General features: G+C 74.8%; 12 protein-coding genes. 10 read left to right on the top strand and 2 right to left on the bottom strand.

All coding sequences use genetic code 11. The annotated features are described in order from the left end of the window. Positions 1 to 55: 55 nt before the first annotated feature. On the top strand, positions 56 to 1,780 hold the full coding sequence (locus GVV04_RS10095) for a phospho-sugar mutase (protein WP_161686964.1): 1,725 nt from the start codon (positions 56 to 58) through the stop codon (positions 1,778 to 1,780). A 196-nt stretch (positions 1,781 to 1,976) separates the two neighbouring features. Here the strand turns inward: GVV04_RS10095 and GVV04_RS10090 are convergent, their stop codons facing one another. Next, on the bottom strand, positions 1,977 to 2,654 hold the full coding sequence (locus GVV04_RS10090; protein ID WP_161686962.1) for a GOLPH3/VPS74 family protein: 678 nt from the start codon (positions 2,652 to 2,654) through the stop codon (positions 1,977 to 1,979). Between the two features lie 130 nt (positions 2,655 to 2,784). Beyond that, complete coding sequence (gene upp, locus GVV04_RS10085) at positions 2,785 to 3,417, bottom strand: uracil phosphoribosyltransferase (protein WP_161686960.1); 633 nt, start codon at positions 3,415 to 3,417, stop codon at positions 2,785 to 2,787. Between the two features lie 179 nt (positions 3,418 to 3,596). On the opposite strand from upp, the gene deoC reads away from it, so the two are divergent. From deoC to GVV04_RS10040, 9 genes are all read left to right on the top strand, one after another. Next, entirely contained in the window at positions 3,597 to 4,556 is a 960-nt protein-coding gene (gene deoC, locus GVV04_RS10080) for a deoxyribose-phosphate aldolase (RefSeq protein ID WP_161686958.1), read from the top strand. Positions 4,557 to 4,561: 5 nt separating this feature from the next. Beyond that, positions 4,562 to 5,986 (top strand): aldehyde dehydrogenase family protein, encoded by a 1,425-nt coding sequence (locus GVV04_RS10075; RefSeq protein WP_161686956.1) that lies wholly within the window; start codon positions 4,562 to 4,564, stop codon positions 5,984 to 5,986. Further along, the gene (locus GVV04_RS10070) at positions 5,979 to 6,803 is read left to right on the top strand and encodes an aldehyde dehydrogenase family protein (RefSeq protein ID WP_161686954.1); all 825 of its coding nucleotides are present in this window, start codon (positions 5,979 to 5,981) and stop codon (positions 6,801 to 6,803) included. The genes GVV04_RS10075 and GVV04_RS10070 overlap by 8 nt, the downstream gene beginning before the upstream one ends. Before the next feature lie 394 nt (positions 6,804 to 7,197). Next, positions 7,198 to 7,644, top strand: a complete 447-nt coding sequence (locus tag GVV04_RS10065; protein ID WP_161686952.1) for a BlaI/MecI/CopY family transcriptional regulator — start codon at positions 7,198 to 7,200, stop codon at positions 7,642 to 7,644. Between the two features lie 10 nt (positions 7,645 to 7,654). Then, on the top strand, positions 7,655 to 8,560 hold the full coding sequence (locus GVV04_RS10060) for a M56 family metallopeptidase (RefSeq protein WP_161686950.1): 906 nt from the start codon (positions 7,655 to 7,657) through the stop codon (positions 8,558 to 8,560). A gap of 62 nt (positions 8,561 to 8,622) precedes the next feature. After that, a complete protein-coding gene (locus GVV04_RS10055) occupies positions 8,623 to 9,177 on the top strand; it encodes a cytochrome d ubiquinol oxidase subunit II (protein WP_328822299.1) in 555 nt (184 codons plus the stop codon). Continuing rightward, positions 9,174 to 10,850 (top strand): thiol reductant ABC exporter subunit CydD, encoded by a 1,677-nt coding sequence (gene cydD, locus GVV04_RS10050; RefSeq protein WP_161686948.1) that lies wholly within the window; start codon positions 9,174 to 9,176, stop codon positions 10,848 to 10,850. The genes GVV04_RS10055 and cydD overlap by 4 nt, the downstream gene beginning before the upstream one ends. Then, a complete protein-coding gene (gene cydC, locus GVV04_RS10045; RefSeq protein ID WP_161686947.1) occupies positions 10,847 to 12,835 on the top strand; it encodes a thiol reductant ABC exporter subunit CydC in 1,989 nt (662 codons plus the stop codon). The genes cydD and cydC overlap by 4 nt, the downstream gene beginning before the upstream one ends. A 275-nt stretch (positions 12,836 to 13,110) precedes the next feature. Next, positions 13,111 to 14,127 carry a DNA primase gene (locus GVV04_RS10040; RefSeq protein ID WP_161686945.1) on the top strand — a complete coding sequence of 339 codons (1,017 nt, stop codon included), beginning with the start codon at positions 13,111 to 13,113 and terminating at the stop codon, positions 14,125 to 14,127. The last annotated feature ends 41 nt before the right edge of the window (positions 14,128 to 14,168 follow it).

The following is a 14,168-nucleotide window of genomic DNA, read 5'->3' as shown; positions in this document are numbered from 1 at the left end:
CCGACCGGAGCGAGGCCGCCGGGACGTGGTGATCCGCCGCCTGCTATCAAGAGGCATGGCGGCGGACACCATTGACCTTGACGACATTCGCGACCGGGCCCAGCGTTGGCTCGACGACGACCCCGACCCGGCCACCCGCGAGGAGCTGAGAGCCGTGCTCGACCGGCTGCCGGCGAGCGCGCCCGAGCTGGCCGACCGGTTCGCCGGGCCGCTGACCTTCGGCACCGCCGGGCTGCGTGGCCCGCTACGGGCCGGCCCGAACGGGATGAACCTCGCCGTGGTCAGCCAGGCCGCCGCCGGGCTCGTCGGCTGGCTCGCCGCCCAGGGCGCGACCGGCCCGCTGGTGATCGGGTACGACGCCCGGCACGGTTCCCGGGAGTTCGCCGAGCGCACCGCCCAGGTCGCCACCGGCGCGGGCCGTCCGGCGCTGCTGCTGCCCCGCCCGCTGCCCACCCCCGTGCTGGCGTACGCGGTGCGGCAGCTCGACGGGGCGGCCGGCGTGATGGTCACGGCCAGCCACAACCCGCCGCAGGACAACGGCTACAAGGTGTACCTGGGCGCCCGGCTCGGCGGCGAACTGGGCGCGGGGGCGCAGATCGTGCCGCCCGCCGACGCCGGGATCGAGGCGGCCATCCGGGCGGTCGGCCCGCTCGCCCAGGTGCCGCTCGGCCCGGCCGGCCAGGTGCTCGGCGACGACCTGGTCGCCTCGTACGTGGACCGGGCCGCCGCCGTGATCGACCCGGCCGGGCCCCGGGACCTGAAGGTGGCCTACACCCCGCTGCACGGGGTGGGCGCGGCGGTGCTGACCGCCGCCTTCGCCCACGCCGGGTTCGGCATCCCCGGCGTGGTGCCCGATCAGGCGGAGCCCGACCCGGACTTCCCGACCGTGAGCTTCCCCAACCCGGAGGAGCCGGGGGCGGTGGACCGCCTCGTCGCGCTCGCCGAGCGGACCGGCGCGGACCTGGCGATCGCCAACGACCCGGACGCGGACCGCTGCGCGGTGGCCGTCCGCGACGGCGGGCCGGCGAGCCCGAGCGGTGAGCCGGCGAGCCTTCCGGCCACGGGCGAGGAGCAGCCCGGCGGCTGGCGGATGCTGCGCGGCGACGAGGTGGGCGTCCTGCTCGCCGACCATCTGATGCGCCGGGGCGTGCGGGGCCTGTACGCCACCACGATCGTGTCGTCGTCCCTGCTACGGGCCATGTGCGCCGCCAGGGGCCTGCCGTACGACGAGACGCTGACCGGGTTCAAGTGGATCGTCCGGGCCGGCGGCGGGTCCGCGCCGCTGGTGTACGGCTACGAGGAGGCGCTGGGCTACTGCGTCGCCCCGGAACACGTGCGCGACAAGGACGGCATCACCGCCGCGCTGACCATCGCCGAGCTGGCCGCCGGCCTCAAGGCGGCGGGGCGCACGCTGACCGACCGGCTGGACGAGCTGGCCGCCGAGTTCGGCGTGCACCACACCGACCAGCTCTCCGTCCGGGTGGACGACCTGCGGGTGATCGCCGACGCGATGGCCCGGGTCCGGGCGGCCACCCCGACCACGCTGCTCGGGCACCCGGTCACCGAGGCGCGGGACCTGCTCCCCGAGGCGGACGTGGTGATCCTGCGCACCGACACGGCCCGGGTGGTGATCCGCCCGTCAGGCACCGAGCCGAAGCTCAAGGCGTACCTGGAGGTCGTGGAGCCGGTCGCGGACGGCGACGTGCCGGCGGCCCGCACCCGCGCGGCCACGGCCACGGCCACCCTCCGCACCGAGATCGCCACCACCCTGAACCTCTAACCCACCCACCCACCCACCCCCCACCCCCCAAAGTCGATCAACCCCGTTACGCGGGTTCGGCATGTTGGCTCTTACACGGAAAGAGTGGCCTCGCAGCGCTTCGAGGCCACTCTTTCCGTGTAAGAGCGCGATCATGCGGGGCGGGGTGGGGGGTGGGTGGGCAGTCGGTCCGGGTCGTTCGTCCCGGCTGGAGCGGTCAGGCGCGCTTGCCGAGGGCGGCGTCGACGGCGGTGCCCAGGGCGGTGACGACCAGTGCCACCGACGGGCGGACCACCGAGGCGTCCAGGCCGACCGTGCCGGAGAAGCCGGCCCCGCCGGCGATCTCCTCCAGCCGTACCCGGGCGTCCCGGGCGGCGTCGCCGGTCAGGCCGAGCGCCGGCTCCATCCGGAGCACCGCGACCAGGGTGGCCAGCGCGGCGGTCCGCTCGTCGGGTAGCTGCCCGCCGGCCAGCGCCTCGGCGAGCCGGCGACGGCTGTCCTCCTCCACGGAGGCGTCCGCCGCCGGGTAGCGATGCACGACGATGAAGCCCAACTCGGTCTCCTCGACGTCGCGCACCGCGCCCCGGGCGACCAGGTCGCCGAGGATCCGGTCGCGCAGGCCGTGGCGCAGCCGCTGCACCCACGAGGAGGGGGTGTTCGGGGCGTCGGCGGCCATCCGGGCCAGCACCCCGTCGAGGGTCGGCTCGCCCGTTCCGGTGGGGTCGGCGACCGTCAGGTTCCCGGCGGCGTACGTGATCCGGCCGGCCAGGGCCAGTTCGATCAACACCGCGGCGGCCATCCCGAGGTCGAGGCTGATCCGCGGCATGGTCGCCTTGCCGGATTCGTCGTCGTACGCGAGGAGAAGCAACTCTTCGGCGAGAGCAACACCAGTCATGGCCGGACACGCTAGCGGGTGCGGGCACTCCCGCGCACCAACTCGACGCCCGATAGCGCGCCGAGCGGGCGGCAGGAAAAGACCGCCCGCTCCGGCAATGCCGGGGCGGGCGGAATGGTACGAGCGGGCGTCAGAAGCGGGGCATGCCGCCGAACTGGCGGTCGCCGGCGTCGCCGAGGCCCGGCACGATGAACATCTTGTCGTTGAGGCCCTCGTCGATCGAGGCGGTGACCAGCCGCAGCGGCAGGCCGGACTGCTCCAGCCGCTGGATGCCGACCGGCGCGGCCAGCACGCAGAGCACGGTGATGTCGGTGCAGCCCCGGTCGGCCAGCAGCCGGCAGCAGTGCTCCAGGGAGCCGCCGGTGGCCACCATCGGGTCCAGGACCAGCACCGGCAGGCCGGCCAGGTCGCGGGGCAGCGACTCCATGTACGCCCGCGGCTCGTACGTCTCCTCGTCCCGGGCCAGGCCGACGAAGCCCATCGACGACTCGGGCAGCAGGCCGAGCGCCGCGTCGGCCATGCCGAGACCGGCCCGCAGCACCGGCACCAGCAGCGGCGGGTTGGCCAGCCGGGTGCCCTCGGCGCCGGTCACCGGGGTCTGCACCGGGTACTTCTCGACGGGGAAGGATCGTGCGGCCTCGTACACGAGCATGGTGGTGAGCTCGTGCAGCGCGGCCCGGAACGAAGAGGAGTCGGTGCGGGCGTCCCGCATGGCGGTCAGCCGCGACTGGGCGAGCGGGTGGTCAATGACGTGTACGTCCACGATCGCTCAACCTACCGAACGGTCGGCTCCCGCAGTGCGGGAGCGGGCCCGGCAGCGACCCGGCTCACCCCGACGGTGCCTCGACGGCAGCCCGACGAGCCTGCGGCGGCGCGGCGGCGCCCGCGACGGCCGCATCGTGACCAGTCTCACAACGCCCGTGGATGCGTAGACTTCCCGGCATGACGGCGACAGCGACGTCGGCCCGGTCGGATCTCTCCGGGCTGGGACGATCCGAGACCGCTCTGCGGACCTTCCTGCACGGCCTGCCGGGCGTGGACCAGGTGGGCGCGGAGCAGCGGGCGGCACAGCTCGGCACCCGCTCCATCAAGACCACGGCCAAGGCGCAGGCGATCGACCTGGCCATCCGGATGGTCGACCTGACCACCCTGGAGGGGGCGGACACCCCCGGCAAGGTACGGGCGCTCGCGGCCAAGGCGCTGCGCCCCGACCCGGCCGACCCGTCCTGCCCGCACGTCGGCGCGGTCTGCGTCTACCCGGCGATGGTCCCGCACGTGGCCGAGGTGCTGGCCGGCAGCGGCGTGCACCTGGCCAGCGTGGCGACCGCGTTCCCGTCCGGGCAGGCGCCGCTGGAGGTCAAGCTCGCCGACACCCGGGCCGCCGTGGCGGCCGGCGCCGACGAGATCGACATGGTGATCAACCGGGGCGCGTTCCTGTCCGGGCGCTTCAAGGAGGTCTACGACGAGATCGTGGCCACCAAGGAGGCCTGCGGGGACGCCCACCTCAAGGTGATCCTGGAGACCGGCGAGCTGGCCACGTACGACAACGTGCGGCGGGCCTCCTGGCTGGCCATGCTGGCCGGCGGCGACTTCATCAAGACCTCCACCGGCAAGGTCCCGGTCGCCGCCACCCTGCCGGTGACCCTCGTGATGCTGGAGGCGGTCCGCGACTTCCGCGACGCCACCGGCCGGCAGGTCGGCGTGAAGCCGGCCGGCGGGATCAAGACCACCAAGGACGCGATCAAGTACCTGGTCATGGTCAACGAGACCGTCGGCGCGGACTGGCTCGACCCGGACTGGTTCCGGTTCGGCGCGTCCAGCCTGCTCAACGACCTGCTCATGCAGCGCACCAAGCTGACGACCGGCGTCTACTCCGGTCCCGACTACTTCACCCTGGACTGAGAGTGATGTTCGAATACGCCCCTGCGCCCGAGTCGCGCGCGATCGTCGACATCAGATCCTCCTACGGTCTGTTCATCGACGGCGAGTTCGTCGACGGCGAGCATCTCAACAAGTCGGTCAACCCCGCCACCGAGGAGGTCCTCGCCGAGGTCACCTGGGCCGGGAGCGAGGACGTGGACCGCGCGGTCCGCGCCGCCCGCAAGGCGTACGAGAAGGTGTGGGGCCCGATGCCCGGCCGGGACCGGGCCAAGTACCTGTTCCGGATCGCCCGGCTCATCCAGGAGCGCTCCCGCGAGCTGGCCGTGCTGGAGTCGCTGGACAACGGCAAGCCGATCAAGGAGTCCCGGGACGTCGACCTGCCGCTGGTCGCCGCGCACTTCTTCTACTACGCCGGCTGGGCCGACAAGCTGCCGCACGCGGGCTTCGGGCCGGACCCGCAGCCGCTGGGCGTGGCCGCCCAGGTCATCCCGTGGAACTTCCCGCTGCTCATGCTGGCGTGGAAGATCGCCCCGGCGCTGGCCGCCGGCAACACGGTGGTGCTCAAGCCCGCCGAGACCACCCCGCTGACCGCGCTGCTGTTCGCCGAGATCTGCCAGCAGGCCGACCTGCCGGCCGGCGTGGTCAACATCGTCACCGGGGCGGGCGACACCGGCCGGGCCCTGGTCGAGCACCCGGGCGTGGACAAGGTGGCCTTCACCGGCTCCACCGAGGTCGGCCGGGCCATCGCCCGGTCGGTCGCCGGCACCCGCAAGAAGCTCACCCTGGAGCTGGGCGGCAAGGCCGCGAACATCGTCTTCGACGACGCCCCGATCGACCAGGCGGTCGAGGGGATCGTCAACGGCATCTTCTTCAACCAGGGGCACGTCTGCTGCGCCGGCTCCCGGCTGCTGGTCCAGGAGTCCGTCGCCGAGCAGGTGCTGGAGTCGCTGAAGCGGCGGATGGCCCTGCTGCGGGTCGGCGACCCGCTGGACAAGAACACCGACATCGGGGCGATCAACTCGGCCGACCAGCTCGCCCGCATCCGCGAGCTGTCCGACGCCGGCTCCGCCGAGGGGGCCGAGCGCTGGTCGCCTCCGTGCGAGCTGCCCGAGCGCGGCTTCTGGTTCGCGCCGACGATCTTCACCGGGGTCACCCAGGCGCACCGGGTCGCCCGGGAGGAGATCTTCGGGCCGGTGCTGTCCGTGCTGACCTTCCGCACCCCGGCCGAGGCCGTCGAGAAGGCCAACAACACGCCGTACGGGCTGTCGGCCGGGATCTGGACCGACAAGGGCTCCCGCATCCTGTGGATGGCCGACCGGCTGCGCGCCGGGGTGGTCTGGGCCAACACGTTCAACAAGTTCGACCCCACCTCGCCGTTCGGCGGGTACAAGGAGTCGGGCTACGGTCGCGAGGGCGGCCGGCACGGGCTGGAGGGCTACCTCAATGTCTGAGCGGGTCGCGGTACGCAAGACGTACAAGCTCTTCATCGGCGGGAAGTTCCCGCGCAGCGAGTCGGGACGGTCGTATCTCGTGCAATCCGCGAACGTGTCTCTTGCCTCTCGGAAGGACGCCCGGGACGCCGTCGTCGCCGCCCGAGCGGCCGTGAAGGGCTGGGCCGGGGCGACCGCGTACAACCGGGGCCAGATCCTCTACCGGGTCGCCGAGATGCTGGAGGGCCGCCGCGAGCAGTTCGTCGCGCTCGGCGTGCCGGCCGACGAGGTCGACGCGGCGATCGACCGCTGGGTCTGGTACGCCGGCTGGTCCGACAAGCTCCCCCAGGTGTACGGCGGCGCGAACCCGGTCGCCGGCCCGTACTTCAACCTGTCCGCGCCCGAGCCCACCGGCGTGGTGGCGGTGGTGGCACCCGAGCAGCCGGCGCTGCTCGGCCTGGTCAGCGTGATCGCCCCGGCGATCGTCACCGGCAACACGGTGGTGGTGGCGGCCTCCCCGGCGCAGCCGCTGGCGGCGGTGACCCTGGCCGAGGTGCTGGCCACCTCCGACCTGCCCGGCGGGGTGGTCAACATCCTCACTGGGAAGATCACCGAGACCGCGCCGGCGCTCGCCGGCCACATGGACGTCAACGCGATCGACCTGACCGGGGTGACCGACCCCTCGCTCGCCACCGAGCTGGAGGTGAAGGCGGCGGAGAACCTGAAGCGGGTGCTCCGGCCGGCCCCGGCCGACCACGACTGGTCCGCCGACCCCGGCATCACCCGGATGACCGCCCTGCTGGAGACGAAGACGGTCTGGCACCCCAAGGGCACCTGAACCCACCCGCCGAACCCACCTCCGCCCACACCCAGCCCAGCCCGCGCCCTGCCGTGCGAGCGCGCCCACGCCCGGCGGTGCCCGCCCGCGCCCGCCCACTGGGGCGCCCGGCGGGCCGACCGCCCGCCCGCCCCCGCCCGACCCGCACCCCGCCCGACCCGCGACCCGCGCCCCGCACCCCGCACCCCGCACCCCGCACCCCGCGCAGTTTCCGTGAATTAGTGGCCATTCGACGGGGGAAGGCCACTAATTCACGGAAAGAGCGTGCTCGGCAGTGCGGTGGAGGGCGGCCCGCGCGGAGAGGGCGGCCCGCGCGGAGAGGGCGGCCCGCGCGGAGGGGGGCGGTGGGAGCGGCCGGGCCGTGGGGGTCTACTACGGAGGGTAGGATTGACGGGTGACGCGGCTTGGGGATCTTGAACGTGCGGTGATGGATGTGCTGTGGGACACCGTCCCGGGCACGTCGGACGGGGTGACCGTGCGCGAGGTCGCCGACGCGCTCGACGGGCGCGAGCTGGCGTACACGACGGTGATGACCGTGCTGGACCGGCTCGCCGGCAAGGGCATGGTGCAGCGCCAGCGGGAGGGGCGGGCCTGGCGGTACCGGGCCACGGCCAGCCGCGAGGCGTACATTGCCCAGCTCATGCTCGACGCGCTGGACCTCGGCGGCAGCCGGGACGCCGCACTGGTGCGCTTCGCCCGCTCGGTCACCGGGACCGAGGCCGACGTGCTACGCGCCGCCCTGGGCGCCGAGGCGGCCGGCTCGCTGACCGATCGGGTCGAGGATCCGCGTACGGACCGGGCCGGGCAGCCCGCCCTGGCCGACGAGGCGACGGACCGGTAGGGCCGCCGTCATGGCGTACGCCGCGCACTTCGCCGCGACGGTCCTGGCCTGCTATTTGACCGCCCAGGTCCTCGCGACCTCCACCTGGACGTGGCGCAGCCCCCGGGTGGCGATCGTCTGCTGGCAGGCGGTCGGGCTCGCGCTCGGCCTCTCCGCGATGGGCCTGCCCATGGCGCTCGGGCTGACCGCGTACGACCGGCCGACGGGCGGCGCGCTGCTCGCCCTCGGCTCCGACCTGACCCACGGCACCCTCCCCGCCGGGATGGGCGCGATCCACCTCGGGCTGGTCGGCATCGGCTTCGGCATCGGGGCGGTGCTGTTCGGCACGACGGTACGCAGCCTGCACGCGGCCGTCCGGGCCCAGCGCCGGCACCGGGACCTGTTGACCCTGGTCGCCCGCCGGGATCCCGAGGTGCCGGGTGCGCTGGTGCTGGACCATCCGGGCGCGGCGGCGTACTGCCTGCCCGGGGTGCGGCCCCGGGTGGTGGTCAGCGCCGGAACGCTCAGCATGCTCGACCGGGCCGAGCTGGAGGCGGTGCTCACCCACGAGCGGGCGCACGCACAGGAGCGGCACGACCTCGTACTGCTGCCATTCACGGCGCTGTGCCGGGCGCTGCCCTGGTTCCGCTGGGTGCGTGACGCGCACGCGCGGGTCGCTCTGCTGGTCGAGATGCGCGCCGACGACAAGGCCCGGGAGCTGCACGCCGAGGCGCCCCTCGCGGGCGCGCTGCGGCGGTTCGCCGCGGCCGGCCACCGGGTCACCCCGGCCGGCGCGCTCGGCATGGGCGAAGGGGACCTGGACGTCCGGGTCCAGCGACTGCTGATCGCCGACCGGCCGCCCCGGCTGATCGGGGCCACCGCGCTGACGGTGGCGGCCACCCTGCTCACGCTGCCGATCTCCCTCTTCCTGAGCTGACGGCCCACCGGACCGACTCCCGTCGATCCGACCGCCGGCGGCACGTGGCGGGGCTCGGGCACGTGGCCACCCCGTTCGTGGCCGCCGCCGGGGTCGCGATGGTGGCCCTGGTGGCCGTCCACGGTGCGATCTTCCTCACGCTCCGGCTCCCGGCCGCCGACGCCGCGCCGCTGGCGCGGGCCGCCCGCAGGCTGGTCGCGGTGGCACTCGCCGCAGTCGCCCTGGCCACCGTCGCGGGCGGCCTCTCCGATCGGGTACGCGCCGCGACGCAGCGCCCGTTGTTCGCCGTACTGCTGCCGTTTGTGCTGGTCGCGGCACTTCTGGCGGCGCGGTCGGCGCTCGCGCGGCGGCGATCCGGGGTCGCCTTCGCCGCCACCTCGGCGGCGCTGGCGCTGCCGGTGACGCTGGTCGGGGCGTCGCTCTGGCCCTACGCGCTAATCTCCACCGCCGATCCGGCGGCATCACTGACGGTGACCGGCGGGGCGGCCAGCGGGCCGACCCTGGCGCTGCTGGGCTGGCTGACGGTGCCGCTCCTGCCGGCCCTACTAGGCTTTCAGGCAATGTGCTGGTGGGTGTTCCGAGGACGGACCGACGGCAGGGCACCGGTGTACTGGTGAACCGCCGTCCCTTCGACCCGCGTCTGCTGCGCCGGGTCCCCGCGGCCCGGCGCGACCTCGCCGTGCTCGCGCTACTCGGCGGGCTGACGGCGCTACTGGTCGTGGGGCAGGCGACCGCGCTGGCCATGCTGCTGGCCACCGCGATCGACGGGCGGCTGGACCGGGCGGCGCTGGGCGGTTTCCTCGCCGCGGTTGCCGGGCGGTCGCTGGTCACCTGGGCGCAGGGCACGGTGGCGGCGCGGGCCGCCGCGACGGTAAAGGCCACGCTCCGGGAGGACCTGCTCGCGGCCGTCGGCCGGCACGGTCCCGGCTGGGTCGCCGGCCAGCGGGCCGGCCAGCTCGCCACCCTGGCCGGGCGCGGGCTCGACGCGTTGGACGCGTACTTCACCGGATACCTTCCGCAGCTCGTGCTCAGTGTCACCGTGCCGGTGGCCGTGCTGGCCCGGATCGTCTTCGCCGACTGGGGCTCGGCGGTGATCATCGCGTTGACGTTGCCGCTGATCCCGGTCTTCGGCGCGCTGCTCGGCTGGCAGGCGCAGGCCGCCACGGAACGCCAGTGGCGGCGGCTGTCGATGCTCGGCGGACACTTCCTCGACATGGTCGCCGGGCTGCCCACCCTGCGCGCGTTCGGCCGGGTACGGGGGCAGGTCGAGGTGGTGCGCCGGATCGCCGACGGACACCGCGCGGCCACCATGAAGACGCTACGGATCGCGTTCCTGTCCGCGCTGGTGCTGGAGCTGGTCGCCACGCTGTCGGTGGCGCTGGTCGCGGTGCCGGTGGGCATCCGGCTGCTCGGCGGCGGGCTGACCCTCTCCACCGCGCTGCTGGTGCTGCTGCTCACCCCGGAGGCGTACCTGCCGCTGCGGGCTGCGGGCAGCCGGTTCCACGCCAGCATGGAGGGGCTGACCGCGCTGGACGAGGCGCTCACCCTCTCCGCGGTCGAGCCGGCCGCCGCCCGAGCGGAGCCGTCGCCGGCCCCCGACGGGCGGGGCGAGATCCGGTTCGAGGGCGTGACCGTCGAGTACGAGCGGACGGTCGCGCTGCGGGACGTCACGCTGACCATCCGGCCGGGCGAGCGGATCGCCGTCGTCGGGCCCAGCGGCGCGGGCAAGAGCACCCTGCTCAACCTGCTGCTCGGCTTCGTCGCCCCGACGCGGGGCCGGGTCACCGTGGGCGGGGTCGACCTGGCCGGCGTCGACCCGGACGGCTGGCGGAGCCGGCTCGCCTGGGTGCCGCAACGCGCCCACCTGTTCGCCGCGACGCTGGCCGACAACATCCGGCTCGGCGCGCCCGACACCGACGACGACGCGCTCGCCGCGGCGGTCACCGCCGCCGCGCTGGACGAGGTGGTCGCCGCCCTGCCCGACGGGCTCGACACCATGCTCGGCGAGCGCGGACACGGGCTGTCCAGCGGCCAACGGCAGCGGGTGGCGCTGGCCCGGGCGTTCCTCCGGCACGCCCCGGTGGTGCTCCTCGACGAGCCCACCGCGCGGCTCGACACCGCCAGCGAGGCCGTGGTGCTGGCCGCCACCCGCCGGCTCGTCGCCGGGCGGACCGCCCTGCTGGTGGCCCACCGGCCGGCGCTGCTGGAGGACGCCGACCGGATCCTGCGGGTCGAGGACGGCCGGGTCACCGAGCTGACCCCCGCGAAGGTCACGGAGGGGGCCCGATGAGCACCGGTCCCGCCGACGGCGCGTCCCCCCCGCTCCCGAACCCGGGCGCGGACGCCGCTGCGCTCGGCGAGGGGCCGGCCGGAGTGGACGCCACGGCCCCGCCGAGCGACACGTTGCCGAACCCGGGCGCGGACGCCGCTGCCGCCCCACCGCCCGACGGCCGGAGTGTCCGGGCCGCCGAGCGGACCGTGCTCCGGCTGGCCCGGCCGTACCTGGGGCGGCTGGTCGGGGCGGGGCTGCTCGCCGCCGCCACCGAATTCGCCGGGCTGGCCCTGATGGCCACCGCCACCTGGCTGCTGATGAGCGCCGCCGGCCGGCCGCCGCTGGACCGGCTCACCGTGGCGATCGTCGCGGTCCGGGCCCTGGCGATCAGTCGGGGCGTGTTCCGCTACACCGAACGGCTGGCCGGCCACGACGCCGTGCTTCGGATGATCACCGACGTGCGGGCCCGGGTGTTCGCCACCCTGGCGGCCCGGGGCGACGCCGCCCGGGGACGCACCGGGGACGCGCTGAGCCGGCTGGTCTCCGACGTGGAGGCCGTACAGGACCTGCTGCTGCGGGTGCTCGTGCCCGGGTCTGCCGCCGCCGGAGTCAGCGTGCTGGCCGTGGCGGGAGCCGGCCTCGTCTCACTCCCGGCCGCCGGGGTGCTGGCGCTGGGCCTGCTCGTCGCCGGGGTCGCACTGCCCCTGGCGGCCACGGCGCTGACCCGCCGGGCCGCCGACGAGGTCGCCCCGCTGCGCGGGGCGCTCGCCACGGACGCGGTCGACCTGACCCACGGCGCGGCCGACCTGGCCGCGTTCGGCGCCACCCGGCAGGCGCTGGCCGCCGCCGGGGGGCGGGCCAGGCGGCTGGCCCGGCTGGAACGGCGGCTCGCCGCGACCGGCTTCGCCGTGGACGCGGCCGGGGTGCTGGTCGCCGGGGCGACCGCCGCGGGGGTGGTGGTCGCCGCGCTGCGCGCCGGGGTCGGCGGGGTAATGGTCGGGGTGCTGGCGGTCGGTTCCCTGACCGCCGTCGAGGTGGCGCTCGCCCTGGTCGGCGCCGCCCGGCAGCGCACCCAGCTCCGGGCCGGCCTGGTCCGGGTCGCCGCCCTGCTGACCGGCCCCGGGACCGGCCCTGCCCCGCTGACCGGCCCCGAGACCGGTACCGAGCCGGCCGGCACCGAGACCAGCGCCGCCGAGACCCCCGCCGCAGGGACCGCCACGGTGACCGCCGACGCCCCGCACGACGTGCACCTGGACGAGGTGAGCGTGCGATACCGGGTGGGTGCCGCGCCGGCGCTGGACCGGGTCACCCTGGACCTGCCAGCCGGCCGCCGGGTCGCCGTGGTCGGCCCGAGCGGCGCCGGCAAGAGCACGCTCGCGGCCGTCCTCACCGGCACGGTGCGCCCCGGGGACGGCCGGGCCACCCTGGACGGGGTGGACCTGTCGGCGTACCCGGCGCAGGAACTGCCCCGGGCGATCGGCGGCCTGCTCGCCGAGGCGTACGTCTTCCACGCCACGGTCCGGGAGAACCTGCTACTCGGCCGGCCCACCGCCGACACCGACGCGCTGACCGCCGCGACCCGGGCCGCCGGCCTGCTCGACTGGGTGCGCGCCCAGCCCGCCGGCTGGGACACCGTGGTCGGCGAGGAGGGCGGGCAGCTCTCCGGCGGCCAGCGGCAACGCCTCGCGCTGGCCCGGGCGCTGCTCGCCGCGCCCGGGGTGCTGGTGCTCGACGAGCCGACCGAGGGCCTCGACCCGGCCGCGGCCGACGCGGTGCTCGCCTCGGCGTTGGCCGCCACCCCGGCGGGGCACTCGGTACTGCTGATCAGCCACCGGCTCAGCGGGCTGGCCGGTCTCGACGAGATCGTGGTGCTCGACGCCGGCCGGGTGGTGCAGCGCGGCCGGCACGCCGAGCTGGTGGCCGCGCCGGGCTGGTACCGGGACCAGTGGCTGCTCCAGGAGGCGGCGGAACGCGGCTACCTGGCCCTGACCCGGCGGCCCTGAGCCCGCGTTCCGGGAATCCCCTGACGCGCACCGGGGCCCGCCGTGGCAGGCTCGGCCCCATGGCCCGCTGCGAGGACGTACGCGTGGAGGACCGGCTGCGCGAGTTGAACGCCCGGCTGCACGCGTCGAGGTGTCCGTGCAGGGCCTGGGCCTTAATAGGTAGCAAAGCTACTTGTCCGCCCGACCGATCGCCACCGGGGTGCGGGCACCGGTCCCCGCGAGCGGCCCACTAGGGTATGTGCCCAGAGTCACTCGGCAGCCGGAGACGCCGCCGAGTGGGCAACCCGAAGCACCCGGAGGTCAGCGTGGCCCGCCAGTCGCCCCAACGGCCCGACGCCGACGAGCCCGAGCTCGACGAGACCAACGACACCGTCGAAGAGGACGGCACCGTTGAAGAGGTCGACGAGGAGATCGAGCGTCCGTCGGCGCGGGACGCCGACCGCTCCCTCTGGGACGAGGTGCGCATCGACCCGGTGGAGATCGCCCTGCCCTCCGGCACCGGCTACACCCTGCGGGCGTACCGGCCGGCTCGGGAGCTAACCCCCACCGACGTCGCCGACCGCGACACCGACGACCCGTTCCTGGCCCGCCGTCAGGCGATCGAGGTCGACGAGGACGGCGACGAGGACGAGGTCGTGATCCTCGACGAGGAGGTGGCCGCCGAGTTCGCCGAGGCCGAGGAGGAGGAGAACGGCGGGAAGTCCCGACGCCGGGGTTCCGACGACTCCTCGACCAAGACCGACGAGGACGAGGCCGACGAGGCCACGGACGCCGAAGACGAAGACGAGGACGACGAGGAGGGCGACGAGGAGGTCCCGGTCTTCCTCAGCCACCAGGGCAAGCTGCTGCTGTTCAAGACGCCGGAGTCGCTGGTCAGCTTCGTCCGGTCCGGCGCACCCAACGACATGTCCCAGCTGGACAGCTGGAATGAACTGTCCGATCGGCTGAGCCCGGGCGACATCGTGCCCCTCGATGAGGACACCTACGAGCTCGACCTGGTCGTGGAGAACCTGCGCGGCGGACACGACACCTGGGACGCTCCCCTGCTCATCGAGGCCGGCGAGGCGGCCCGGGACGTCGCGTACGCGCTGCGTCTGCCCGCTGTGCTGGACATGCTCTCCTCCGGCTCCAGCCTGGACGACCTGGACGAGGCGCTGCGGTCCACGGTCAACGGCGGGATCGGCGGCTTCCTCGGCCGGCGGCGGCTGAAGAAGATCGGGGCGCAGACCGCGAGTCTCGGTTGGCGCACCATTGTCGGCAAGATCTCTGCGGTCGTGGACTGGCGCGACTGACGCGTTCCAGGGAGCATCAGTCTCTGGCAGAGAAAGACATC

This window comes from Micromonospora rubida (assembly GCF_009908295.1).
Classification (GTDB): Bacteria; Actinomycetota; Actinomycetes; order Mycobacteriales; family Micromonosporaceae; genus Micromonospora; species Micromonospora rubida.
Note: the sequence above shows the minus strand (reverse complement) of the source record. Positions and strands in the feature narration are given on the sequence as shown.